Source organism: Nocardioides perillae (assembly GCF_013409425.1).
Lineage (GTDB): Bacteria > Actinomycetota > Actinomycetes > Propionibacteriales > Nocardioidaceae > Nocardioides > Nocardioides perillae.
Genome location: NZ_JACCAC010000001.1, coordinates 15623 through 38203, shown reverse-complemented (window position 1 = coordinate 38203; position 22581 = coordinate 15623). Strand labels below are relative to the sequence as shown.

Sequence of the window (22581 nt, the reverse complement as noted above, 5' to 3'; positions counted from 1 at the left end):
CCGGCCGACTCCCGGCCGACTCCCGGCCGGCCCTGGGCCGGTCGTGAGGACGCCCGTCCTCGTAGGGTGGCGCGGGTGAGCGCACCCCCGCCGTCGCCCGTGACGGCCCGCGACGTCGAGGAGGCCGCGACCCGGATCGCGGCGCTGCCGGGCGCGGTCGAGACGACGCCGGTGCAGCCGGCGGCCCGGCTGGGCGAGCGGCTCGGCGCGCCGGTGTGGCTCAAGCGCGAGGACCTGCAGACGGTGCGCTCCTACAAGGTGCGCGGTGCGCTCAACCTCATGGCGCAGCTCGACGACGCGCAGCGGGCGCGCGGCGTGGTCTGCGCCAGCGCCGGCAACCACGCGCAGGGCTTCGCGCTCGCCTGCGCCCGCCTCGGCGTGCACGGCACGGTCGTCGTGCCGCGCACCACCCCGCGGCAGAAGCGCGAGCGGATCGCGGTGCTCGGGGGCCCCGCCCTCGACCTGCGCGTCGTCGGCGACACCTACGACGACGCCGCGGCCGAGGCGGACCGGATCGCCGCCGCCACGGGGGCCACGCCGGTGCCCGCCTTCGACGACCCCCGCACGGTCGCGGGGCAGGGCACCGCGGTCCGCGAGGCCTTCGCGCAGCTGGCGTCGCAGGGGGTCCGGCCCGGCGCGGTCGTCGTGCCGGTGGGCGGCGGCGGGCTGGTCGCCGGCTCCGTCGCCTGGCTGCGCGAGCAGCACCCCGACGTCGAGGTCGTCGGGGTCGAGCCCGCCGGCGCGCCGAGCATGGCCGCGGCGCTGGCGGCCGGCGCCCCGGTCGTGCTCGACGACCTCGACGGCTTCGTCGACGGCGCCGCCGTGCGCCGCGTCGGCGACGTGCCGCTCGGCGTGCTGCTCGCCGACGGGCCGGCGCCGCGGCTGCTCGCCGTGCCCGAGGGCCAGGTGTGCGTCGAGATGCTCGCGCTCTACGGTGCCGACGGCATCATCGCCGAGCCCGCCGGCGCCCTCGCGCCGGCCGCGCTCGGCACGGCGTACGTGCCCGACGACCGGGTCCGCGAGGCGGGCGTGCTGGTCGTGCTCAGCGGGGGCAACAACGACGTGAGCCGCTACGCCGACGTCGTCGAGCGCGCGCTGCTGCACGAGGGACGCAAGCACTACTTCCTCGTCGACTTCCCGCAGGAGCCGGGCGCGCTGCGCCGCTTCCTCGACGAGGTGCTCGGACCCGACGACGACATCACGCTCTTCGAGTACGTCAAGCGCAACAACCGCGAGACCGGCCCGGCGCTGGTCGGCGTCGAGCTCGGCGACCCGGCGGACTACGACGCGCTGTGGGCGCGCATGGAGGCCGCGCCACCGCGCATCGAGCGGGTCTCGCCGGACTCCCCGCTCTTCGGCTTCCTCGTCTGAGCCCGCGTCAGCGGTAGTTGGTGAACTGCACCGCGAAGTCGTAGTCCTGCGCCTTCACCAGCGCCTGGACGGCCTGCAGGTCGTCGCGCTTCTTCGACGACACCCGCAGCTCGTCGCCCTGGATCTGCGCCTTCACGCCCTTGGGGCCCTCGTCGCGGATCAGCTTGGAGATCTTCTTGGCGTCCTCGGAGCTGATGCCCTCCTTGAGCGCGACGTCGATCTTGGAGGTCTGGCCCGACTGGCGCGGCTCGGAGGCGTCGAGGATCTTGAGCGACTGGTTGCGCTTGACCAGCTTGTCCTTGAAGACGTCGAGCACCGCGCTGGCGCGGTCGTCGGCGGACGCGCTGATCTCGATGGCCTGCTCGCCCTTCCACTCGATCGTCGCGCCGGTGCCCTTGAAGTCGAAGCGGGTGGCGACCTCGCGGGCCGCCTGGCCCAGGGCGTTGTCGACCTCCTGGCGGTCGAGCTTGCTCACGATGTCGAACGACGAGTCGGCCACGGGGGCTCCTCCTGCGGGTCGGGCGGGTCGGGGGTCCGGGTGCGCGGCCGGGCGTTTGGCGCCGCGGCGGCCGCGCTTGCTATTGTCTGGTCTCGCTGCCGCAGGGTCCACACCGGCCCCGCACGCAGCACTGGCAGGTTGCCCGAGCGGCCAATGGGAGCGGACTGTAAATCCGTCGGCTTTGCCTTCGAAGGTTCGAATCCTTCACCTGCCACACCACGGACGAGGGCCCGGCCCGGCAGCTGCCGGGCCGGGCCCTCGCCGGTGAGCGGCCGGACCCGCACCGAGCGAGGCAGGACGACGTGGGCGCACCCGAGCAGCTGCACGACATCGGTCGTCGCCGCGCCTGGGCGATCTGGGTGACGGCGCTGTCGGTCTACGTGCTCGCGGTCTTCCACCGCAGCTCGCTCGGCGTGGCGGGCCTCGTCGCCACCGACCGCTTCGGGGTGGGGGCGACCGAGCTCGCGACCTTCACGGTCCTCCAGCTCGTGGTGTACGCCGGGATGCAGGTGCCGGTGGGCGTCCTGCTGGACCGCTTCGGCTCCCGCGCCCTGCTGCTGAGCGGGCTGCTGCTGATGACCGGGGGCCAGCTCGCCTTCGCCTTCACCACCAGCTATCCCGCGGCGCTGCTGGCGCGCGGCGTCATCGGGGCTGGCGACGCCATGGTCTTCGTCAGCGTCATCCGGCTGGTCGCGCTGTGGTTCCTGGTGCGCCAGGTGCCGGTGGTCACCCAGCTGACGGGGCAGGTCGGCCAGCTCGGCGCGGTCGTGGCGGCGGCGCCGCTGGCGTGGGCGCTGCAGGCGCTCGGGTGGACCGCCGCCTTCGGGCTGGCCTCGTCGATCGGGGTGGTGCTGCTCGTCGCCGTGCTCGTCCTCGTCCGGGACTCGCCGTACGCCCGCTCGGGCACCGAGCGCCTCAAGCTCGCCGCGCTGGGTCGCTCGCTGCGCGCGGTGTGGGGCAACCCCGGCACCCGTCTGGGCCTGTGGTCGCACTTCGTGTCGCAGTTCTCGATGACGGTCTTCACGCTGCTGTGGGGCTACCCCTTCCTCGTCGAGGGCCAGGGGCTGTCACCGGGCCTCGCGGGCGGGCTGCTGACCGCCATGACGGGGTGGGTGCTCGTGGTGGGGCTGGTGCTCGGCCACCTGGTCTCGCGCCACCCCTTCTACCGCTCCTGGCTCGTCGTCGGCATCGTGACGGCGATCGCCGCCTCGTGGGCGGTCGTCCTGCTGTGGCCCGGCCCCGCCCCCCTCCCGGTGCTCGTCGTCATGGTGCTCGTCACCGCGACCGGCGGCCCGGCGTCGATGGTCGGCTTCGACCTCGCACGCAGCTTCACCGCGGTCTCGGCGGTGGGCCGCACGAACGGGGTGGTCAACGTCGGCGGCTTCACCGCCAGCCTGCTCACCGCCTGGCTCGTCGGGCTCGTCCTCGACTTGCGCAGCGGCGGCACCGCGACCTACTCCCTGGCCGACTTCAAGGTCGCGCTCAGCGTGCAGTACCTCTTCTGGGGCCTCGGCGTCGTGCAGGTGCTGCGCTACCGCCGCCGCGCCATCGCGCACCTCGACCGCTGGCACCCGGGCGCGACGGCGGTGATGCGCAGCGGGCAGCCCTGGACGCCCGACGCCGCGCGCGACCGGGACGAGCCGCACGGCTCGCCGGGCGCGGTCTGAGGCTCGGCGGCCGGTCGCCCCAGGTGGGTCAGGCCGGTCCGCTGCGGTCGAGCAGGGCGGTGGCGTGCGGGAAGTCGTGCAGCACCTCGCGGAGCACCGACCACACGTCGTCGACGGTGGTGGGCGGGGCGGAGCGGCCCGCGAGCACGGTGCTGAGCCAGCGGCGGACCTCGCCGAGCACCTCGGGCTCCTCGACGAGGAGGGCCGCGGCGACGGAGCCGAGGAGGTGGGGCAGCTGGTCGCCGAGCACGCGGGACCAGCGGTCCTCGGTCGCGGCGTCCGGCCCGGCAGCCGTGCGCTCGGCGGCGCGCTGCAGCAGCCGGTCCTGCACGCTGTCGACAAGGCGGGCCTGGTCGGCCTCGAGCAGGACGGCCTCGTCCACGCCCGGGTGGGTCAGCGGCGGGGCCGGCGACACGCGCCGCGGCAGCGAGGGCACGAGGTCGGCCGCGGTGGCGGCGTCGCCGGCCTGGGCTGTCGCACCGAGCACCGCCGCGCGGCGGCCGGCGCGGTCGAAGGCGCTGCCGCCCACGACGACCGGGGTGCCGACCAGGCGGGCGGTCTCGACGTGGGCGCGCACCCGAGGCAGCGAGCTGCTCAGCGAGGCGCTGACGAGCACCGCCGTGACCGGGGCGTCGAGCAGGGCCCCGTGCAGTCGCTGGGCCGAGACGTCGGCGCCGAGGCTGACGACGTCGAGCCCACGGCGGCTGAGGGAGGCGGCGATCAGCAGGCCCGGGAGCGCGTGCCACTCGCGCTCCGCGCAGGCCACGACGACGGGCGCGGGGGCGCGGTCGACACGGGGGCGCGCGGCCTGCGACCGCTCGAGGTGGTGGCGCACGACCAGCTCGCTCACGGCCGTGGCGGCGTGCTCCTGGGCGACGGTGAACTCGTCGCGCTCCCAGAGCTCGCCCACGCGCACCTGCGTGCCCGCGACGAGCCGCTCGAGGGCCCCGTCGGGATCGTGCTCCGCAGCGTGGTCGACGACCGCGAGGGCAGCGTCGACGTCGTTGGCGACGACGGCGCGCCAGTAGTCGTCGGCCTCGCGGCGGTGGTCGGTGCGGTCGTCGGTGCGGGACCCGGTGCTCACGAGGTGGACGACCGGACGGGCACCGGCTGCAGGGCCACGATCGAGGTGTCGTCGCGCTCCTCGTGGGCGCCGCGGAAGGTCGCCACGGCCATCGCCAGCCTCTCGACGACGGCGCCGGGGCGCGCGCCGGCGAGGTCGCGCAACGCCTCGAGCAGCCGGGCGTCGCCGAAGAACTCGGCGCCACGGCGGGCCTCGGTGACGCCGTCGGTGAAGCAGACCAAGGTGTCGCCCAGGCCGAGCTCGAAGCTGTCGGTGCGCCACCGCGCGTCCGGCTTGAGCGCGAGCGCCGGGCCCCGGGCCGCCACGGGCTCGACCGTGCCGTCGGTGCGCACCACGAGCGGCGGCGGGTGACCGGCGACGGCGATCTCGACGTGCACCACGTCGCCGGTGCGGCGCAGCCGCGCCGACACCGCGGTCGCGAAGTTCTCGGCGTAGTGGGCCGACTCGGCCATGAGGACCCGGTTGGTCACCTCGAGCACCTGGGCGGGGTCACGGTCGACGGCGGTGATGGTGCGGGCGCTGTTGCGGATGCGCTGCGCGGCGATCGCCGCCGGCACGCCGTGGCCCACCACGTCGCCCATCAGCAGCGAGAGGTCGTCGTCGGGTCCGTGGAGGTCGACGAAGTCGCCGCCGACGGAGGCGTCCTCGTGCGCCACCCGGGAGTACGTCGCCACGTCGAGGCCGGCGCCCGCGGCGACAGGGCGCGGCTCGAGGGAGTCGCGCAGGCTGGCCGCGACGCGCCGCGACTCGGCGACGACGCAGCAGGCGTCGAGGGAGACCGCGACGCGCTGGGCGACGTCCTCGACGAAGTCGACAGCGGCCTGGTCGAAGCCGTGGCCGGCGGCACGGGCGACGGCGAGCAGTCCGAAGGCGCGCCCGCGGGCGTTGAGCGGCACCAGCAGCAGCGAGGCGGCGTCGAGGGTGTCGAGCTGCTCGGCGAGGTCGGTGCGGCCGAAGAGGTGGTCGAGCACCTCGACGCGCTCGGGGGTGTCGGGGGGCAGCACCCAGTGCTCGGCGATCCCGCGCTGCATGAGGGTGCGGATGGTCGTGCCCTGCCGGCGCGCCACGTGGTAGTCGGAGGACAGCACCGGCTCGAAGCCGACGGTCTGCCCGGCGGCGAGCCAGCCCTGCTCGGTGCGGATGGTCACCTGGGCGAAGTCGACGGCGCCGTCGACGAGGGTGCTGACGACGGTCTCGACCGCTCGGGCGGGGTGCTGGACCGCGGAGAGCGAGCGGGAGAGCGCGGAGAGGAAGTCGGCGCGGGAGGAGGACTGGGCGAGCTGGACGCGCGGGCCGGACTCGGACGCGCTGGACATCAGGCGCATCGGGCGCTCGCGCACGGCGGTGGAGCGGCGCTGGGTCGGAGGCAGCGAGGGCTGTGTGCCGTCCGCCGTGTGGAGCGCGGTCTCGAGCGCGTCGGTGACGCGCTCGTCGGACGCGCGCTCGGCGGCGCGCTCGGACGGTCCGTCGAGGTGGGAGGGAGGCGGGGGCTGGGGGCTGGTCACGCGGTCACCTCCGCGGCGTCGGAGCGGGTGTCGACCCGGGCGCTGACCTCGGTGCCGTCGGGACCGTGCTGCACGTCCCACGAGCGGCACAGCTGCTCGACGATGTGCAGCCCTCGGCCGCCGTCGAGTCGCGACGTCGGCCAGGCAGGGGCGTTGAAGCCGGCGGTGCCGAGGTCCTTGACGCGCAGGTCGACCACGCCGTCGCCGACGTGCCACGAGACCTCGACGGCAGGGGTGCCCGGGGTCAGGTCGCGACCGGCGCCGCCGCCGTGGCGGACGGCGTTCTCGGCGAGCTCGTGCACGACGAGGGCGGCGTCCTGGACCACCCGCGGGTCGAGCTGCGCACCGCGCAGCTCGGCGACCAGGGCACGCCGGACCGCGGTCACGGCGCCCAGGTCGGCGGGTATCCGGTGCATCGTGCCGATCTCCTCGTGGCTCATGCGGGTCATCGAGCTGCTCCTCTCAGCTGCGGTAGGGCAGCTCGCAGATGTGCAGCACCCGCTGCGCCACGCTGCCCTCGCGGGCCACCAGCTCGACCTGGGAGCCGCGCACCTTCGCGTTCTCGAGCGCGATGGCGGCGATGGCCACCGCCGAGCTGGGGAAGAACTCGATCTCGCTCAGGTCGACCGTGAGGTCGCGGGTGAAGTCGGCGGAGTAGGTCGCGAGGTCCTGACGGAACACCGGGCCCGCCGTCTCGTCGATCTCGCCGCTCACCACGAGCACCCCGTCGGCGATCGTGGCGGTGTAGACGTCGTCGGTCATGGAACCGACACTATCCGCACTGCGACCACACCAAAGGGTGACCGGTGCCCGGTCCTTGCACAAGCCTTCGACAGGGTGAGGCGGGTGCGCGGACCACCCCCTCGCGACCTGCGGTGGAGCGTTCCGGGCGGTCCGGGAGCGGCTCGTGTGATCTGGCTCCCATCCGTCGGGGCCGCCGCTCCGAAGACGGCGTACGCGATCGCGACCGCGCGACGCCCGTCCTCCTGGAGACACCGTGAGACTGCCCTCCCTGCGTCGTCCGACGCCCTCCTTCTTCATCTCCGTCGCCGCCCTCGTGGTCGCGGCCGGTGGCACCTCCTACGCCGCCGCGACGATCGGCACGCTCGACGTGCGCGACGGCTCGCTGCGCAGCGTCGATGTGCGTGACGGCTCCCTGCGCAGCGTCGACCTGCGCGACGGCGGGGTGAGGTCGGTGGACATCGCCGACGGCACCTTGAAGAGGCGTGACTTCCGCGGCGGCGCGCTGCCCGCCGGGCCGCGGGGCCCGCAGGGTCCGCAGGGCGAGCAGGGGCCTGCCGGCGCGAGCCGCTGGGTGCTGATCGGGCGCGACGGGACCATCCAGGCCCAGTCGGGCGGCTTCGACATCGTCGCCAGCTACCCGGTGCTGCCGAACACCGCGGCCGAGGGGCAGCCCAGCAACGCGCTGCGCGCCAATGGCAACGTCTACATCGACGCCGGCGAGGACCTCGCCGACAACGCGATCGTCGCGACGGTGGTGCTGCAGAACACGATCGAGCAGGACGCCGCCGGCAGCCCGGGCGCCGGCAACACGAACGGCCGGGCCCCCGGCGCCGACGCCAACCCCGAGTTCTCCGGCGAGATCACCGTCAGCCGCTGTGCCTTCCCCGGCTCGACCGGCATCCCGACCAACTGCGCGCCCGCGGGTGCGCAGAACCTCGAGAGCTTCGTCGTCAGCCCCCGCCTGTCCGACGGCAGCGTGACGACCGACCAGAACCGCAAGGCGTTCTACGTCATCCTCGCCGGCACCTCGCCGGCCGGGCGCTGACACCCGCCCGCACCTGACGGCACCCGCGGGGCCGGTCGCCACGGCGGCCGGCCCCGCGGCGCGTCCCGGGACGGGACGCAGGGCGCGTCAGGGCCGGGCGGGCAGCACCGTGCCGGCGACCTCGCCCAGCTGCACCCGCCCGCCGAGCGCGCCCGCGGCCGTGGCGCGCAGCACCACCTCGTCGCCGTCCTCCAGGGCCAACCGCTCGCCCCGGCCGGTCGCGACCGGCACCCGCCAGCCGTCGGTGAGCTCGAGCAGGCTGCCGCGCTCGTCGGCTCCCGGGCCGCTCACCGTGCCGGAGGCGAGCAGGTCGCCCGTGCGCAGCGGTGCCCCGCCCGAGGTGAGGTGGGCCAGCAGCTGCCCCGGTGACCAGTAGGTCGCGGCGTACGGCGGGCGGCTGACGACGGTGCCGCCGACGGCGACCTCGAGCGCGAGGTCGTAGCCCGCCGGCTCGTCGACCGCCAGGTGCGGGGCGGGCGGCGGGTCCTGGCCGGGCAGCGGGCACCGCGCGGCCTCCAGCGCCGCCAGCGGCGTGACCCAGGCCGCCACCGACGTGGCGAAGGACTTGCCGAGGAAGGGTCCGAGCGGGACGTACTCGTAGGCCTGCACGTCGCGAGCCGACCAGTCGTCGAGCAGCACGACGCCGAGCACGTGCTCCGCGAGCGCCGCCGCGGGCACCCGGGCACCGGGCTCGCTCGGCACGCCGACGACGAAGGCCACCTCGGCCTCCAGGTCGAGGCGCCGGGTCGGCCCGAAGGTGGGCGCGTCGTCGCCCGGGAGCACCCGCAGGCCGCAGGGGCGCACGACGGGGGTGCCGCTCACCACGACGGTCCCCGCGCGGCCGTGGTAGCCGACCGGGAGCCGCCTCCACTGCGGTGGCAGAGGCGGTTGACCGGGTCGGAAGAGCCGGCCGACGTGGCTCGCGTGGTGCTCGGAGGCGTAGAAGTCGACGTAGTCGGCGACGGTGAAGGGCAGGTGCGCTCCCACCTCGGCCAGCGGGCGCAGGTGCGGCTCGACGACCGGTCGCGCGGCCTCGCGGGTCAGGGCGTCGGTGAGCCAGCCCCGCAGCGCGGCCCAGGTGCGCGGCCCGGCGGCGAGCAGGGCATCGAGCGTCTGTCCCTGCACCGCCGCGGCGAGGTCGGGTCGCTCGCGTCCCGCGAGCGCGGCCACGTCGAGGACGTGGTCGCCGATGCGCACCGCGACCCGGGCTCCCTCGTCCGTCCGGGCGTCGCGCGGGACCACCACTCCCCAGGGCAGGTGGTCGACGTCGTGGCCGGAGCCCGCCGCGCCCGGCACCCAGGTGGGCGGCAGCCCGGCGTACGCCGGGAGCGGCGCGGTCACGCTGCCGACCCGCCCGCGAGCCGCTCGAGCGCGGGGCCGGCAGCCTCGACGTCGTCGCACCCGACGCCCAGCAGCCAGCGCCGGGTGCGGAGCAGCGCGTCCGCGCCCAGGGCGGCGAGGGTCGCGGTGACCCGGTCCTCGCCGCCCCGCAGCACCGCGGCGACCTCCTCGAGCGGTTCGCCGTCGAAGGCCAGGCGCACGGCGGCCAGGAGGGCGGCCGCCTCCGCGGCCGGGTGGGGGCCGAGGGCCACCAGCGGCAGCTCCCGGTCGAGGGCGGCGTCGAGCCACGGCGCCACGCCGGGCGGCGGCACGTCGCGGGTGGGCAGCGCGAGCGCGAGCTCGGCAGCGGCGAGCTCGTCGGCGGCGGCGAGCCAGCCGTGGCCGAGGTCGGGCCCGGCGGGGGCCGGGAGCCCGACCGCCACGACCACCTCGTCGGGCAGGTCGCCGGCGGCACGCGCCGCGTCGACGGCAGCCGCGACGCGGCGGGCAGCGGACGCGGGGTCACCGGGGTCGCGCACCACGGTGTCGACGCGTGACGGCACGACCCCGGCGCGGGCGCACAGCGCCGCGGGGCCGCCGAGCTGCGCCGACCCGCCCGTGAGGCGCACGACGAGGCGGTGCCGGGCCGGCGACGGGTCGGCGTCGCGCGCGGCGAGGGCGGCCGGCAGCAGCGTGTCGGGCACGACGAGGGCGCCGACGTGGCGGCCGACCGCCCCAGCCCGCGGCGGCAGCGAGGTCACGCCGGGCCCGCAGGCGGCGGTGTCGTCGAGGAGCCCGGTCCACCAGGAGGGCGGCTGCGGGGGGCCTTGCGTCGCGGTCACCGGAGGTAGCCTAGTCGACGCATAGCGGACGAACGCGTCCGCTGGGCGGACGGATGACCGGAGCGAAGGGCGGAGCGGTGGCGTACTACCAGCGACGGGGCGAGGTGCCGCGGCAGCGGCACACGGCGCTGCGGGACCCCGACGGGCAGCTGCTGTTCGAGGAGCTGGTCGGCGAGGAGGGCTTCTCCTCGGACTCCTCGCTGCTCTACCACCGCGGCGTGCCCTCCTCGACGGTCGCGGCCGAGGTGTGGGAGCTGCCCGACCAGCGCACCCGGCCCAACCACCCGCTCGTGCCGCGCCACCTGCGGCTGCACGACCTGCCCGCCGGCGGTGACGCCGTCACCGACCGGCGGCTCGTGCTCGGCAACGCCGACGTGCGCCTCACCTACGTGCAGACCGGCACCGACGCCTCCCCGCTGTACAAGAACGCGCTGGGCGACGAGTGCGTCTTCGTCGAGTCCGGCGCGGGCACGGTCGAGACGGTCTTCGGCGCGGTCGACTACCGCGCCGGCGACTACGTCGTCGTGCCCCGCGCGACCATCCACCGGTGGCTGCCGGCCGAGCCGTCGCGCCTGTACGCCGTGGAGTCGCACTCGCACATCGCCCCGCCGAAGCGCTACCTCTCGCGCTACGGGCAGCTGCTCGAGCACGCGCCGTACTGCGAGCGCGACCTGCACGGGCCCGGCGAGCCGCTCCTCGTGGAGGGCCGCGACGTCGAGGTGCTCGTCAAGCACCGCACGAGCGAGGGCGTGGTCGGCACGCGCGTCGTGCACGACACCCACCCGTTCGACGTCGTGGGGTGGGACGGCTGCCTCTACCCCTACACGATGAACCTGGAGGACTACATGCCGATCACCGGCAAGGTGCACCAGCCGCCGCCGGTGCACCAGGTCTTCGAGGGGCGCGGCTTCGTCGTCTGCAACTTCCTGCCCCGCAAGGTCGACTACCACCCGCAGGCGATCCCGGTGCCCTACTACCACTCCAACGTCGACAGCGACGAGGTCATGTTCTACGTCGCCGGCGACTACGAGGCCCGCAAGGGCTCGGGCATCGGCCTGGGGTCGGTCTCGCTGCACCCGGGCGGGCACGCCCACGGGCCGCAGCCCGCGGCGGTCGAGGCGTCGATCGGCGTCGAGCGCTTCGAGGAGACCGCGGTCATGGTCGACACCTTCGCGCCCCTCGGCCTCGGGGAGGCGGCGCTGGCCTGCGAGGACGACGCCTACGCCTGGAGCTGGGCCGGCCGCCGGCTGTGAGCGGGTAGCGTCGAGGCGTGAGCACTCCCGCCGTCGAGGTCGTCACCCCCCGCGACGTGCCGCTGGGCGGGCCGCGCGCCATGACCGTGCGCCGCACCCTGCCCCAGCGCGCGCGCTCGCTGCTCGGCGCGTGGTGCTTCCTCGACCACTACGGCCCCGACGACGTCGCCGACACCGGCGGGATGGTCGTCGCCCCGCACCCGCACACCGGCCTGCAGACGGTCAGCTGGCTCTTCACCGGCGAGGTCGAGCACCGCGACTCCGCGGGCCACCACGCCCTCGTCCGCCCCGGCGAGCTCAACCTGATGACGGCCGGCCACGGCATCAGCCACTCCGAGGTCTCCACCCCCGAGACCACGGTGCTGCACGGCGCCCAGCTCTGGGTGGCGCTGCCCGAGGGCGCCCGCGACGGCGCGCCGGGCTTCGCCCACCACCGCCCGGAGCCGGTGCGCGGCGACGGGTGGGAGCTGCGCGTGTTCCTGGGCTCGTTGGCCGGCTCCACCTCGCCGGTGCCGACCGCCACCCCGCTGCTCGGTGCCGAGCTGCTGCTCGAGCCGGGCGCGCGCGTGGACCTGGCCGTCGACCCGACCTTCGAGCTCGGCGTCCTCGTCGACACCGGTGACGTGGGCCTGCGCCTCGGCGAGGGGGGAGACGAGCTGCGGGTGCCCGCCCACGCCCTCGCCTGCGCCGAGCCCGGGGCGACCACGCTGGTCCTGACGGCCCACGACGCCCCCGCGCGGCTGCTGCTCCTCGGCGGCCCGCCCTTCGGCGAGCCGATCGTCATGTGGTGGAACTTCGTCGGACGCAGCCACGAGGAGGTCGTCGCCGCCCGCGAGGCGTGGCAGGCGCAGGTGCTGGCCGACGCCGACGACGAGGTGGTCGGCGCGCACCCGCCGCGCGAGGCCGCCGGCGGCCTCGAGGTGGCCGCCGGTGGCGACCCCGGCGACCCCGCCGACCCCGCCGTCGTGCCCGACGGTCGTCAGGTGCGACCGGGCCGCTTCGGCGTGGTGGCCGGGCAGCCCCTGCCGCCCATCCCGGCCCCGCCGCTGCCGCGGGTGCGGCTGCGCGAGCGCCGCTGACGCCGGCAGGCGCGGGGCGTCAGCCCCGCAGCCCCGCCGCCGCGCGGGCGAGCTCCTCGACGCGGCCCCAGTCGCCGGCCTCGAGGGCGTCGGCGGGGGTGAGCCAGGTGCCGCCGACGCAGCCGACGTTGGGCAGCGCGAGGTAGTCCGGCGCGGTGGTCGCGGTGATGCCGCCGGTGGGGCAGAAGCGCACGCCCGGGACCGGCGCGGCCAGGGCCCGGAGGTACGCCGTGCCGCCGGCGGCCTCCGCGGGGAAGAACTTCGCCTCGGTGAGGCCGGCCTCGGCCACGGCCAGCACCTCCGAGACCGTCGAGGTGCCGGCGAGGAAGGGCAGCCCGGTGGCCTGCATGCCGGCCAGCAGCGCGGGCGTCGCGCCGGGGGAGACCAGGAAGTGCGCCCCGGCCGCGGCCGCCTGGTCGGCCTGGGCCGGCGTGAGCACGGTGCCGACGCCCAGGAGCACCTCGGGCACCTCGGCGGCGATGGCGCGCACCGCGTCGAGGGCGACCGGGGTGCGCAGGGTCAGCTCGATCGCCGGGAGGCCGCCGTCGACGAGGGCTCGAGCCACCGGCACGGCGTGCGCGACGTCGTGCAGCACCACGACCGGCACGACGGGGACGACGTCGAGCAGGGAGGCGGGAGCGTCAGGCATGGGCGGGAGCGGCCTCTCGGGTGGGCGCGGTGGTGACGGGGTGGGCCGCGGTGGCGGGGGCCGGGAAGACGCTGGCCCCGGCGTCGGCGGCGCCGACCGTGGCGCGGAAGGCCGCGAAGAGCTCGCGGCCGGTGCCGGCCCACTCCTCGGCCTGCGGCGCGCGGCCGGTGGGCTCGCGGGCGGCCAGCTCGGCGGGGTCGACGTGCAGCAGCAGCTCGCCGCGCTCCGCGTCGAGGGTCACGAGGTCGCCGTCGCGCACCCGGGCCAGCGGGCCGCCGAGCGCGGCCTCCGGCGTGAGGTGGATGGCGGCCGGCACCTTGCCCGACGCCCCCGACATGCGGCCGTCGGTCACCAGCGCGACGCGCTGGCCGCGGTCCTGCAGCACGCCGAGCGCAGGCGTGAGCTTGTGCAGCTCAGGCATGCCGTTGGCCGCCGGGCCCTGGTAGCGCAGGCAGGCGACGAGGTCGAGGCCGTCGAGCTCGCCGGCCGCGAAGGCGGCGAGGAAGTCGGCCTGGTCGTCGAAGACGCGCGCCGGAGCGCTGACGACGCGGTGCTCCGGCGCGACCGCCGAGGTCTTGACGACGGCGCGGCCCAGCGGGCCGTCGAGCATCCGCAGGCCGCCGTCGGGAGCGAAGGGGGCGTCGGCGCCGCGCAGCACGGCGGTGTCGGCCGAGGCCTTGGGCCCCTCCTCGCGGACGACGGCGTCGCCGTCGAGGCGGGCCTCGGTGGTGTAGCGCCACAGACCGCGCCCGACCACGGTCTGCACGTCGTCGTGGAGCAGCCCCGCCTTGAGCAGCGTGTGGACGAGGAAGGCCATCCCGCCGGCGGCGTGGAAGTGGTTCACGTCGGCGGTGCCGTTGGGGTACATCCGCGTCAGCAGCGGCACCACGGCGGAGAGGTCGGAGAGGTCGTCCCACGTGAGGGTGATCCCCGCGGCGCGGGCGATGGCGACGAGGTGGACGGTGTGGTTGGTCGACCCACCGGTGGCCAGCAGCGCGACGCAGGCGTTGACCACGGCCTTCTCGTCGACCACCTCGCCGATCGGCGTCGGCTCGCCGCCCGCGCGGGTGATCTCGACGACGCGGCGACCGGCCTCGCGGGTCAGGGCCTCGCGCAGCGGGGTGCCGGGGTTGACGAAGGAGGAGCCCGGCAGGTGCAGGCCGAGCACCTCCATCAGCAGCTGGTTGGAGTTGGCGGTGCCGTAGAAGGTGCAGGTGCCCTTGCCGTGGTAGGACGCCGCCTCGGCCGCGAGCAGCTCCTCGCGGGTGGCCCGCCCCTCGGCGTACCGCTGACGCACGGCGGCCTTCTCGGCGTTCGGCAGCCCGGAGGTCATCGGCCCCGCGGGCACGAAGACCGTCGGCAGGTGACCGAAGGAGAGCGCGCCGATGAGCAGGCCCGGGACGATCTTGTCGCACACGCCGAGCATCAGCGCGGCGTCGAACATGTCGTGCGACAGCGCGATCGCGGTCGACATGGCGATGACGTCGCGGGAGTAGAGGGACAGCTCCATGCCGGCCCGGCCCTGGGTGATGCCGTCGCACATCGCGGGCACGCCGCCCGCGAACTGCGCGAGCCCGCCGGCGCGGACCACGGCCTGCTTCAGCGTGCGGGGGTAGGTCTCGAAGGGCTGGTGGGCGGAGAGCATGTCGTTGTAGGCCGACACGATCGCGACGTTGGGCTTGCGGCTCGTCGCCAGGCCGGCCTTGACCGGCTCGTCGGCGGCGGCGAAGCCGTGGGCGAGGTTCGCGCAGGCCAGGCGACCGCGGGCGGGCCCGCGGTGGTCGGCCTCGCGGATCTTGGCGAGGTACGCCGCGCGCCCGGGGGCGCTGCGCGCCGTCAGCCGCGCGGTGACCTCGGCGACCACGGGGTGGGTTCCGGTGGGGCGGGGAGCACTCATGCCGCCCACGCTAGACCCCCTTGTGACTCATGGCTACCTACTTCTGCATTCTTGAGACGGAAGTGGGGAGGAACCGGTTCGGAACCGGGCCCGACGTGGTTGGATCGCGGTCATGGCCACGCCCGGCGAGCTCCTCGAGCTCCTCCGCACCGGCCGTGCCTCGACCCGCGCCGACCTGGCCCGGGCCACGGGGCTCTCCCGCACCGCGGTCAACCACCGCCTCGACGCCCTCCTCGCCGCCGGCCTCGTGCGCCGCTCCGAGGAGCTGGCCTCCACGGGCGGGCGCCCGGCGACCGGCCTGGCGTTCGCCGACGAGGCGGGCGTCGTGCTGGCCTGCGCGCTGGGTCGCACGCGCAGCCAGCTCGCGGTGTGCGACCTGGCGGGGCGCGAGCTGGCCTCGTCCTCGCGCGAGCACGCCCTCGGGGTGGGTCCCCACGAGCTGCTGCCCGCCGTGGCCGCCGAGCTGACCCGGCTGCTGGGGGAGGCCGGCCGCGACCCGGCGGACGTGCTCGGGGTCGGCGTCAGCCTGCCGGGCGCGGTGGACCCGGTGGCCGGGGCGAGCCTCGACTCGCCCGTCATGCGGGGGTGGGCGGGGGTCCCGCTCGGGCCGGCGCTGGGTGCGGCCGCGGGCGGCGCGCCGCTCTTCGTCGCCGGCGACGCCGACGCACTCGCCCGCTCGGAGCGCACCGGCCGCCCCGACGAGCCGCGCGACGTGCTCGTGGTCAAGGCCTCGACCGGCCTGGCGCTGGGCATCGTGGCCGGGGGCCGGGTGGTCGGCGGTCACCGCGGCGCCGCGGGCGAGCTCGGCCACACCCGCAGCCCGAGCGCCGAGGGCCTGCCCTGCCGCTGCGGCCGCACCGGCTGCCTCGAGGCGGTCGCGGGCGGCTGGGCCCTCGTGCAGCGGCTCGCCGTTGCGGGGCGCGAGGTGGCCCACGTGCGCGACCTGGTCGCCCTGGCGCTCGACGGCGACGCCGAGGCCCGCGGCCTGCTGCGGGAGGGTGGACGACTGCTCGGCGAGGTGCTCGCGGTGGCCGTCGACCTGCTCAACCCCGAGGTGGTCGTGGTCGGCGGCGACATGGCGGCCGACTTCGACACCTACGCCGCCGGGCTGCGCGAGAGCCTCCACGCCCGCGGCACGGCCCTCGCGACCCGCGACCTGCGCATCGCGCCGGCCCGCCACGGCGACCGCGCCGGCGTCGTCGGGTGCGCCGCCCTCGCGCTGGACCACGTGCTGCACCCCGCGGCGGTCGACGCCCGGCTGGCCGCGTCGGCCGCTACCGTGCAGCGGTGACCCGCCTCCACGCCTTCGGCGACGACGCCCTCGGCGAGCACGACGCCGTCGGCCTGGTGGCCGAGCTCCGGGCCGGACGCGTCTCGGTGCCCGAGGTGGTGGAGGCCGCGGTGGCACGCACCGCCAGCGTCGCCGACGCGCTCGGCGCGCTGGCCCACACCGCCTACGACCGCGCCCGCGTCGAGGCCCGCGACCCGCGGGGCGGCTTCTTCGCCGGGGTCCCCACCGTGGTCAAGGACAACGTCGACGTCGCCGGGATGCCCACGCGCCACGGCACCGACGCTGTGCCCGCCCGTCCCGCGCGCGCCGACGGCGACCTCGCGCGGATGCTCCTCGCCACCGGGCTGGTGCCGCTGGGCAAGAGCCAGCTCTCGGAGTTCGGCTTCAGCGCCTCGGCCGAGCACGCCCGCCTCGGCCCGGTGCGCAACCCCTGGCACGTCGAGCACACCGCAGGGGCCTCCTCGGCCGGGTCCGCCGCGCTCGTCGCCGCCGGTGCGGTGCCGCTCGCCCACGCCAACGACGGGGGCGGCTCCATCCGCATCCCCGCCGCCGTCAACGGCCTCGTCGGCCTCAAGCCGACCCGCGGGCGGCTGGCCCAGGACGCCACCTACCGGCGGATGCCCGTGCGCATCGTCAGCGACGGGGTCGTGACCCGCAGCGTCCGGGACACGGCGGCGTTCCTGCGCGAGGCGGAGAAGGTCTACCGCGACCTGTCCCTGCCGCCCGTGGGCGACGTGCGCCGTCCCGGCAGGGCGCGGCTGCGCGTCGCCGTCGTCACCGAGTCGGTCGCCGGTCGCGCCGCCGACGCCACCGTGCGGGCGCACACCCTCGCCACTGCCGACCTGCTGGAGTCGCTGGGCCACGCCGTCGAGGAGGTGCCGCCGCCTGCCCCGTCGTCCTTCGCCGACGACTTCGTCCTCTACTGGGCGTTCCTGGCCGCGGTGACGGTGCGCACCGGCCCGGTCGCCTTCGGGCGCGGCTTCGACCGCGACCGGCTCGACGCGCTCACCCTGGGGCTCGCCCGCCACGCACGGCGCCACGCCCACCGCCTGCCCGGCGCGGTGCGGCGGCTCGCGGCCACGCGGCAGCGCAGCGCGGAGGTCTTCGCCCGCCACGACGTCGTGCTCTCGCCGACGCTGGCCGCTGAGACGCCGCGCCTGGGCCACCTCGACCCCGCTCTGGGCTACGACGCCCTGCTCGACCGGCTGCAGGCGTGGGTCGCGTTCACCCCGTGGCAGAACGCCTCGGGCGACCCGGCGGTGTCGCTGCCGCTCGCGCGGTCGGCCTCGGGCCTGCCGGTGGGGATGATGTTCTCGGCCGCCCCGGGTCGCGAGGCGGTGCTGCTGGAGCTGGCCCTCGAGCTCGAGGAGGCGGTGCCGTTCGAGCGGATCCAGGGGGTGCCCGCGGGCGGCTGACGGGCCGCCCCGACGGGGCTGCCGACCCGATTTCGTGCTCCGCCGAGCACTGTGTATCGTTCTCGCTCGTTGCCCCTTTAGCTCAGTCGGCAGAGCGTCTCCATGGTAAGGAGAAGGTCTACGGTTCGATTCCGTAAAGGGGCTCTGGGTCGGATCCCGCCGGGCCTCACCGGACCGGCGGGATCCTCTCAGTTGGCGGGGTAGCTCAGGTGGTTAGAGCACACGGCTCATAATCGTGGTGTCGCGGGTTCGAGTCCCGCCCCCGCTACCACGACCTGACCCTCCCGGGACGACCCCGGACAGCACCGACGACAAGGACTTCTCCGTGGCCAGCAAGAGCTCTGACGTTCGCCCCAAGATCACGCTCGCGTGCACGGTCTGCAAGGAGCGCAACTACATCACCAAGAAGAACCGCCGCAACGACCCCGACCGCATGGACCTCAAGAAGTTCTGCCCGCGTTGCCGCACCCACACCGACCACCGCGAGACCCGCTGACGCCGGTCGCCCGCGACGTCGACGAGGGCCGCACCCCAGCCGGGGTGCGGCCCTCGTCGCGTGCCGGCTCCCTCGTAGGCTGGTGACCATGGCCCTCGACGCGTCGCTGGTCGGCGCCACCTACCCGCCGACCGCGCCCTACCTCGTGACCGCCGAGCGGGTCGCCGAGTTCGCCGCCGCGACCGGCGGGTCCTGGGCCCCGGGCGCCCCGGTGCCGCCGACCTTCCCGATCGTGCTCGCCTTCGCCGCGATGCAGGAGTTCCTCGACGCCGAGCAGGTCGCGCTGCACCGGATCGTGCACGGGGAGCAGCGCTTCGCCTACGCTCGGCCCGTGCGGCCCGGCGACGAGCTGAGCGCGGTGCTCACGGTCGCGAGCCTGCGCACCATCGGGGGCAACGACGTCGTCGGCACCCGCAGCGAGGTCACCGACGCCGCGGGCGCGCTGGTGTGCACCGCGAGCGCCACGCTCGTGCACCGCGGCGAGGAGGCGTCCGCGTGAGCGGCCTGGCAGCCGGCGACGTGCTGGCGCCGCGCACCTTCGCGGTGACCCGTGCCGACCTGGTCCGCTACGCCGGGGCCAGCGGCGACCGCAACCCGATCCACTGGTCCGACCGCGTCGCCACCGCGGTCGGCCTGCCCGGCGTGATCGCCCACGGCATGCTCACCCTGGGCCTCGCGGCGCAGGCCGTGTCCGAGTGGACCGACGGCGCCGAGGTCGTCGAGCTCGGCTCGAAGTTCACCGCACCCGTGGTCGTGCCCGACGACGACACCGGGGTCGAGGTCGTCGTGGCGGCCACGGTCACCTCGGTCGACGACGGCCTGGTCCGCCTCGCGCTCGAGGTGACCTGCGGTGGGCAGAAGGTGCTCGGGCGACCCACGGCGGTCGTCCGTGCCTGACGGCGCCGGGGTCCCCGTCGCGCTGCGCGACCTCACGACGCTGCGCCTCGGCGGGCCCGTGGGCCGCTTCGTGGCGGCGACGACCGAGGCGGAGCTGCTCGCGGCGGTGGCCGCCGCCGACGCGGCAGGCGAGCCCCTGCTGCTCGTCTCGGGCGGCAGCAACCTGGTCGTGGCCGACGAGGGCTTCCCGGGCACGGTCGTGCGCGTCGCGACCCGCGGGGTGCGCGCCGACACCGAGGACGGAGCGGACGTCGAGCCCGGCCCGACCTGCGGCGGGGTGCTCGTGAGCGTCGCGGCCGGCGAGCCCTGGGACCCCTTCGTCGCGCGCGCCGTCGACGAGGGCTGGGTGGGGATCGAGGCGCTCTCCGGCATCCCGGGCGCGGTCGGCTCGACCCCGGTGCAGAACGTCGGTGCCTACGGCCAGGAGGTGGCCGACACCGTGGCGCGCGTGCGTGCCTACGACCGCGTCGAGCGCCGCGTGCGCACGCTCGCCGCCGCGGACTGCGGCTTCGGCTACCGCGACAGCCGCTTCAAGCGGGAGCCGGGGCGCTGGGTGGTGCTCGAGGTGGTCTTCCAGCTCGCCCGCGGCACGCTGTCGACCCCCGTGCGCTACGCCGAGCTGGCCCGCACACTGGGGGTCGACCCGGGGGGTCGCGCCCCTCTCGCCGAGGTGCGGGAGGCCGTGCTCGGCCTGCGCCGCGGCAAGGGCATGGTGCTCGACGACGCCGACCCCGACACCTGGAGCGCCGGCTCGTTCTTCACCAACCCCGTGCTCGCGCCCGCCGACGCCGACCGGCTCCCACCCGACGCGCCGCGCTTCCCCCAGCCCGACGGCCGGGTCAAGACCAGCGCCGCCTGGCTCATCGACCGCGCCGGCTTCGCGAAGGGCCACGCCGTCGCCGGCGGCTCGGCCCGCGCCACGCTGTCGACGAAGCACACCCTGGCCCTCACCAACCGCGGCGAGGCCAGCACCGCCGACCTGCTGGCGCTGGCGCGCGAGGTCCGCGACGGCGTCGAGGCCCGATTCGGCGTCCGCCTCGAGCACGAGCCCGTGCTCGTCGGCTGCGAGCTGTAGCGGGGACGCATCAGCGGCCCCGCTGCCGTCAGGCGGGCGCCGCCAGCCAGGCGTCGATGTCCGCCTCGGCGCGGGCCCGCAGGTCGGCGGGGGCGCGGGAAGCGGCGAAGGACATCCGGGCCAGCCGGGCCAGGGTGGCGTCGTCGAGGTCGTGCGCCGCGCGCATGGTGGCGTACTGCCCCGCGAGGCGGGAGCCGAAGAGCAACGGGTCGTCGGCCCCGAGCGCGACGGTGGCGCCCGCCTCGAGCAGCGTCGGCAACGGCACCGAGGACAGGTCGGAGAAGACGCCGAGCGAGACGTTGGAGGTCGGGCAGACCTCGAGGGCCACGCCCGCGTCGACCACCCGGCGCAGCACGTCGGGGTCCTCGGCGGAGCGCACCCCGTGGCCGAGGCGGTCGGCGTGCAGCCGCTCGACGCAGGTGACGACGTGGTCGGCCCCGCGCAGCTCGCCGCCGTGCGGCACGAGGAGCAGGCCGGCGCGCCGCGCGATGACGAAGGCGGGCGCGAAGTCGGCGGTCGTCCCGCGCCGCTCGTCGTTGGACAGCCCGAAGCCCACGATGCCGCGGTCGGCGTACTGCGCGGCCAGGCGTGCGAGCGTGCGGGCGTCGAGCGGGTGGCGGGTGCGGTTGGCGGCGACGACCAGGGCGATGCCCAGCCCGGTGCGCTGCGAGGCGTCGCGCACGCAGTCGAGCACGAGGTCGGTGAAGGCCGTGATGCCGCCGAAGCGCGCGGCGTAGCCGCTCGGGTCGACCTGGATCTCCAGCCACCGCCCCCCGTCGGCGACGTCGTCCTCGGCCGCCTCGCGCACGAGGCGGCGCACGTCGTCCTCGGTGCGCAGCACCGACCGCGCGACGTCGTAGAGCCGCTGGAAGCGGAACCAGCCCTTCTCGTCGGCGGCGGAGAGCCGCGGCGGCCAGTCCTCGACCAGCGAGTCGGGCAGCGCCACGCCGTCGCGCTCGGCCAGCTCGAGCAGCGTGGCGTGCCGCATCGAGCCGGTGAAGTGCAGGTGCAGGTGCGCCTTCGGCAGCGCGTGCAGGTCGCGCACCGGCCTGCCCGCCTCGCCGCTCAGGCGAAGAGCCGCTGGATGCGCGAGACGCCCTCGACCAGGTCGTCGTCGCCCAGCGCGTAGGACAGCCGCAGGTAGCCCGGCGAGCCGAACGCCTCGCCCGGCACGACCGCCACCTCGGCCTCCTCCAGGATCAGCTCGGCGAGCTCGGCCGAGGTCTCGACGCGCCGCCCGTGGTGCTCGCGGCCGAGCAGCCCCTTGACCGACGGGTAGGCGTAGAAGGCGCCCTTGGGCTCGGGGCAGACGATGCCGTCGACCTCGTTGAGCATCGCGGTGATGGTGCGGCGGCGCCGGTCGAAGGCGACCTTCATCTCGTCGACCGCGGTGAGGTCGCCCGCCACGGCGGCGAGGGCCGCGCGCTGCGAGACGTTGGCGACGTTGGAGGTCGCGTGCGACTGCAGGTTGCCGGCCGCCTTCACCACGTCGGCCGGTCCGATGAGCCAGCCCACCCGCCAGCCGGTCATGGCGTAGGTCTTGGCGACGCCGTTGACGACCACGCAGCGGTCCGCGAGGTCGGGGCACAGCGCGAGGATCGAGCCGGTCTCGACGCCGTCGTAGACGAGGTGCTCGTAGATCTCGTCGGTCAGCACCCACAGCCCGTGCTCGAGGGCCCACGCGCCGACCGCCCGCACCTCGTCGGCGGTGTAGACGGCGCCGGTCGGGTTGGAGGGGGAGACGAAGAGCAGCACCTTGGTGCGCTCGGTGCGCGCGGCCTCGAGCTGCTCGACGGTGACCTTGTAGTCCTGGGTCTCGTCGGCGAGCACCTCGACGGGCACGCCGCCGGCGAGCCGGATCGCCTCGGGGTACGTCGTCCAGTACGGCGCCGGGACCACCACCTCGTCGCCCGGGTCGAGGAGCGCTGCGAAGGCCTCGTAGATCGCCTGCTTGCCGCCGTTGGTCACGAGCACCTGGGCGGGGTCCACCTCGACGCCGCTGTCGCGACGGGTCTTCTCGGCGATCGCCTTCTTGAGCTCGGGCAGGCCGCCGGCAGGGGTGTAGCGGTGGTTCTTCGGGTCGCGGCACGCCTCGACCGCCGCCTCGACGACGTAGTCGGGGGTCGGGAAGTCCGGCTCGCCCGCGCCGAAGCCGATGACGGGGCGCCCCTCGGCCTTGAGCGCCTTGGCCTTGGCGTCCACCTTGAGCGTCGCCGACTCGGCGATGCCGCCGACGCGCGCGGAGACGCGCGGCGCCGCCGCGCCGGCGGGGGAGGGGGCGGACGGGCCGTCGGTGGGCGTGGCTGCGCTCATGGCGGCCATCGTAGGGGCCGCCGCGCCCCGCCTCCGGGGGCGGCGAGCGGTTTGGACGCGGCCGCGGGCCACCCGTATGCTTCCCGCTGGTGGTCTCGTCCCCACGCTGCGCCATGCCCTCGGGCAGGTCGCCGCGGGA

The 22581-nt window shown here is 76.0% G+C and carries 22 protein-coding genes and 3 tRNA genes; 14 read left to right on the top strand and 11 right to left on the bottom strand.

The features are described from left to right. Positions 1–75 precede the first annotated feature (75 nt). Complete coding sequence (gene ilvA, locus BJ989_RS00215; protein ID WP_343048945.1) at positions 76–1371, top strand: threonine ammonia-lyase IlvA; 1296 nt, start codon at positions 76–78, stop codon at positions 1369–1371. Between the two features lie 7 nt (positions 1372–1378). Here the strand turns inward: ilvA and BJ989_RS00210 are convergent, their stop codons facing one another. Next, entirely contained in the window at positions 1379–1870 is a 492-nt protein-coding gene (locus BJ989_RS00210) for a YajQ family cyclic di-GMP-binding protein (protein WP_179516508.1), read from the bottom strand. Positions 1871–2002: 132 nt separating this feature from the next. Between BJ989_RS00210 and BJ989_RS00205 the strand changes: the two genes are divergently transcribed. Together BJ989_RS00205 and BJ989_RS00200 are read left to right on the top strand one after the other, a co-directional pair. Further along, positions 2003–2084: transfer RNA gene (locus BJ989_RS00205), tRNA-Tyr, on the top strand. An 88-nt stretch (positions 2085–2172) separates the two neighbouring features. Further along, complete coding sequence (locus BJ989_RS00200; protein ID WP_179516507.1) at positions 2173–3537, top strand: MFS transporter; 1365 nt, start codon at positions 2173–2175, stop codon at positions 3535–3537. A gap of 28 nt (positions 3538–3565) precedes the next feature. Here BJ989_RS00200 and BJ989_RS00195 read toward each other — a convergent pair whose 3' ends face one another. The 4 genes from BJ989_RS00195 to BJ989_RS00180 are packed head-to-tail and all read right to left on the bottom strand — an operon-like array spanning position 3566 to position 6888. Further along, positions 3566–4621 (bottom strand): cobalamin-dependent protein, encoded by a 1056-nt coding sequence (locus BJ989_RS00195; RefSeq protein WP_179516506.1) that lies wholly within the window; start codon positions 4619–4621, stop codon positions 3566–3568. Then, a complete protein-coding gene (locus tag BJ989_RS00190; protein WP_179516505.1) occupies positions 4618–6126 on the bottom strand; it encodes a SpoIIE family protein phosphatase in 1509 nt (502 codons plus the stop codon). Before BJ989_RS00190 ends, BJ989_RS00195 begins: the two co-directional genes overlap by 4 nt. Further along, positions 6123–6575, bottom strand: a complete 453-nt coding sequence (locus BJ989_RS00185; RefSeq protein ID WP_179516504.1) for an ATP-binding protein — start codon at positions 6573–6575, stop codon at positions 6123–6125. The genes BJ989_RS00190 and BJ989_RS00185 overlap by 4 nt, the downstream gene beginning before the upstream one ends. Before the next feature lie 13 nt (positions 6576–6588). Continuing rightward, on the bottom strand, positions 6589–6888 hold the full coding sequence (locus tag BJ989_RS00180) for an STAS domain-containing protein (RefSeq protein ID WP_179516503.1): 300 nt from the start codon (positions 6886–6888) through the stop codon (positions 6589–6591). 235 nt (positions 6889–7123) lie between these two features. Between BJ989_RS00180 and BJ989_RS00175 the strand changes: the two genes are divergently transcribed. Then, complete coding sequence (locus BJ989_RS00175; protein WP_179516502.1) at positions 7124–7915, top strand: hypothetical protein; 792 nt, start codon at positions 7124–7126, stop codon at positions 7913–7915. Between the two features lie 87 nt (positions 7916–8002). On the opposite strand, the gene BJ989_RS00170 is transcribed toward BJ989_RS00175, so the two are convergent. After that, positions 8003–9256: a fumarylacetoacetate hydrolase family protein gene (locus BJ989_RS00170; protein WP_343048944.1), complete on the bottom strand. Its 1254-nt coding sequence runs from the start codon at positions 9254–9256 to the stop codon at positions 8003–8005. Continuing rightward, positions 9253–10077 (bottom strand): hypothetical protein, encoded by an 825-nt coding sequence (locus tag BJ989_RS00165; RefSeq protein WP_179516501.1) that lies wholly within the window; start codon positions 10075–10077, stop codon positions 9253–9255. The genes BJ989_RS00170 and BJ989_RS00165 overlap by 4 nt, the downstream gene beginning before the upstream one ends. 53 nt (positions 10078–10130) lie before the next feature. Between BJ989_RS00165 and BJ989_RS00160 the strand changes: the two genes are divergently transcribed. Beyond that, complete coding sequence (locus tag BJ989_RS00160) at positions 10131–11330, top strand: homogentisate 1,2-dioxygenase (protein WP_218848639.1); 1200 nt, start codon at positions 10131–10133, stop codon at positions 11328–11330. A gap of 17 nt (positions 11331–11347) precedes the next feature. Beyond that, positions 11348–12409, top strand: coding sequence for a pirin family protein (locus BJ989_RS00155; RefSeq protein WP_343048943.1), 1062 nt, complete (start codon positions 11348–11350; stop codon positions 12407–12409). Positions 12410–12428: 19 nt separating this feature from the next. On the opposite strand, the gene eda is transcribed toward BJ989_RS00155, so the two are convergent. Together eda and edd are read right to left on the bottom strand one after the other, a co-directional pair. Further along, the gene (gene eda, locus BJ989_RS00150; protein WP_179516500.1) at positions 12429–13058 is read right to left on the bottom strand and encodes a bifunctional 4-hydroxy-2-oxoglutarate aldolase/2-dehydro-3-deoxy-phosphogluconate aldolase; all 630 of its coding nucleotides are present in this window, start codon (positions 13056–13058) and stop codon (positions 12429–12431) included. Continuing rightward, positions 13051–14955, bottom strand: coding sequence for a phosphogluconate dehydratase (edd, locus tag BJ989_RS00145; RefSeq protein ID WP_179516499.1), 1905 nt, complete (start codon positions 14953–14955; stop codon positions 13051–13053). The genes eda and edd overlap by 8 nt, the downstream gene beginning before the upstream one ends. Before the next feature lie 112 nt (positions 14956–15067). On the opposite strand from edd, the gene BJ989_RS00140 reads away from it, so the two are divergent. The 8 genes from BJ989_RS00140 to BJ989_RS00105 all read left to right on the top strand — a co-directional run bounded on the left by BJ989_RS00140 (position 15068) and on the right by BJ989_RS00105 (position 20129). Then, the gene (locus tag BJ989_RS00140; RefSeq protein WP_179516498.1) at positions 15068–16246 is read left to right on the top strand and encodes an ROK family transcriptional regulator; all 1179 of its coding nucleotides are present in this window, start codon (positions 15068–15070) and stop codon (positions 16244–16246) included. Then, a complete protein-coding gene (locus BJ989_RS00135; protein ID WP_179516497.1) occupies positions 16243–17661 on the top strand; it encodes an amidase in 1419 nt (472 codons plus the stop codon). The genes BJ989_RS00140 and BJ989_RS00135 overlap by 4 nt, the downstream gene beginning before the upstream one ends. A 71-nt stretch (positions 17662–17732) precedes the next feature. Next, a tRNA-Thr gene (locus tag BJ989_RS00130) sits at positions 17733–17805 on the top strand. A 50-nt stretch (positions 17806–17855) separates the two neighbouring features. Next, positions 17856–17932 (top strand) — tRNA-Met (locus BJ989_RS00125). Positions 17933–17986: 54 nt separating this feature from the next. Further along, complete coding sequence (rpmG, locus tag BJ989_RS00120) at positions 17987–18157, top strand: 50S ribosomal protein L33 (protein ID WP_179516496.1); 171 nt, start codon at positions 17987–17989, stop codon at positions 18155–18157. A gap of 88 nt (positions 18158–18245) precedes the next feature. Continuing rightward, a complete protein-coding gene (locus BJ989_RS00115) occupies positions 18246–18656 on the top strand; it encodes an FAS1-like dehydratase domain-containing protein (RefSeq protein ID WP_179516495.1) in 411 nt (136 codons plus the stop codon). Beyond that, the gene (locus BJ989_RS00110) at positions 18653–19054 is read left to right on the top strand and encodes a MaoC/PaaZ C-terminal domain-containing protein (protein WP_179516494.1); all 402 of its coding nucleotides are present in this window, start codon (positions 18653–18655) and stop codon (positions 19052–19054) included. The genes BJ989_RS00115 and BJ989_RS00110 overlap by 4 nt, the downstream gene beginning before the upstream one ends. After that, positions 19047–20129 carry a UDP-N-acetylmuramate dehydrogenase gene (locus BJ989_RS00105; RefSeq protein ID WP_179516493.1) on the top strand — a complete coding sequence of 361 codons (1083 nt, stop codon included), beginning with the start codon at positions 19047–19049 and terminating at the stop codon, positions 20127–20129. Before BJ989_RS00110 ends, BJ989_RS00105 begins: the two co-directional genes overlap by 8 nt. 28 nt (positions 20130–20157) lie before the next feature. On the opposite strand, the gene BJ989_RS00100 is transcribed toward BJ989_RS00105, so the two are convergent. Both BJ989_RS00100 and BJ989_RS00095 read right to left on the bottom strand, forming a co-directional pair. Next, on the bottom strand, positions 20158–21174 hold the full coding sequence (locus BJ989_RS00100) for an adenosine deaminase (protein ID WP_179516492.1): 1017 nt from the start codon (positions 21172–21174) through the stop codon (positions 20158–20160). 20 nt (positions 21175–21194) lie between these two features. Then, on the bottom strand, positions 21195–22442 hold the full coding sequence (locus BJ989_RS00095) for a pyridoxal phosphate-dependent aminotransferase (protein WP_179516491.1): 1248 nt from the start codon (positions 22440–22442) through the stop codon (positions 21195–21197). Positions 22443–22581: the final 139 nt, after the last annotated feature.

Coding starts and splice junctions, on each gene's coding strand:
- BJ989_RS00160 (WP_218848639.1), top strand. CDS start 10,131: ATGACCGGAGCGAAGGGCGGAGCGGTGGCGTACTACCAGCGACGGGGC.
- BJ989_RS00115 (WP_179516495.1), top strand. CDS start 18,246: ATGGCCCTCGACGCGTCGCTGGTCGGCGCCACCTACCCGCCGACCGCG.
- eda (WP_179516500.1), bottom strand. CDS start 13,058: ATGCCTGACGCTCCCGCCTCCCTGCTCGACGTCGTCCCCGTCGTGCCG.
- BJ989_RS00180 (WP_179516503.1), bottom strand. CDS start 6,888: ATGACCGACGACGTCTACACCGCCACGATCGCCGACGGGGTGCTCGTG.
- BJ989_RS00095 (WP_179516491.1), bottom strand. CDS start 22,442: ATGAGCGCAGCCACGCCCACCGACGGCCCGTCCGCCCCCTCCCCCGCC.
- BJ989_RS00185 (WP_179516504.1), bottom strand. CDS start 6,575: ATGACCCGCATGAGCCACGAGGAGATCGGCACGATGCACCGGATACCC.
- BJ989_RS00140 (WP_179516498.1), top strand. CDS start 15,068: ATGGCCACGCCCGGCGAGCTCCTCGAGCTCCTCCGCACCGGCCGTGCC.
- edd (WP_179516499.1), bottom strand. CDS start 14,955: ATGAGTGCTCCCCGCCCCACCGGAACCCACCCCGTGGTCGCCGAGGTC.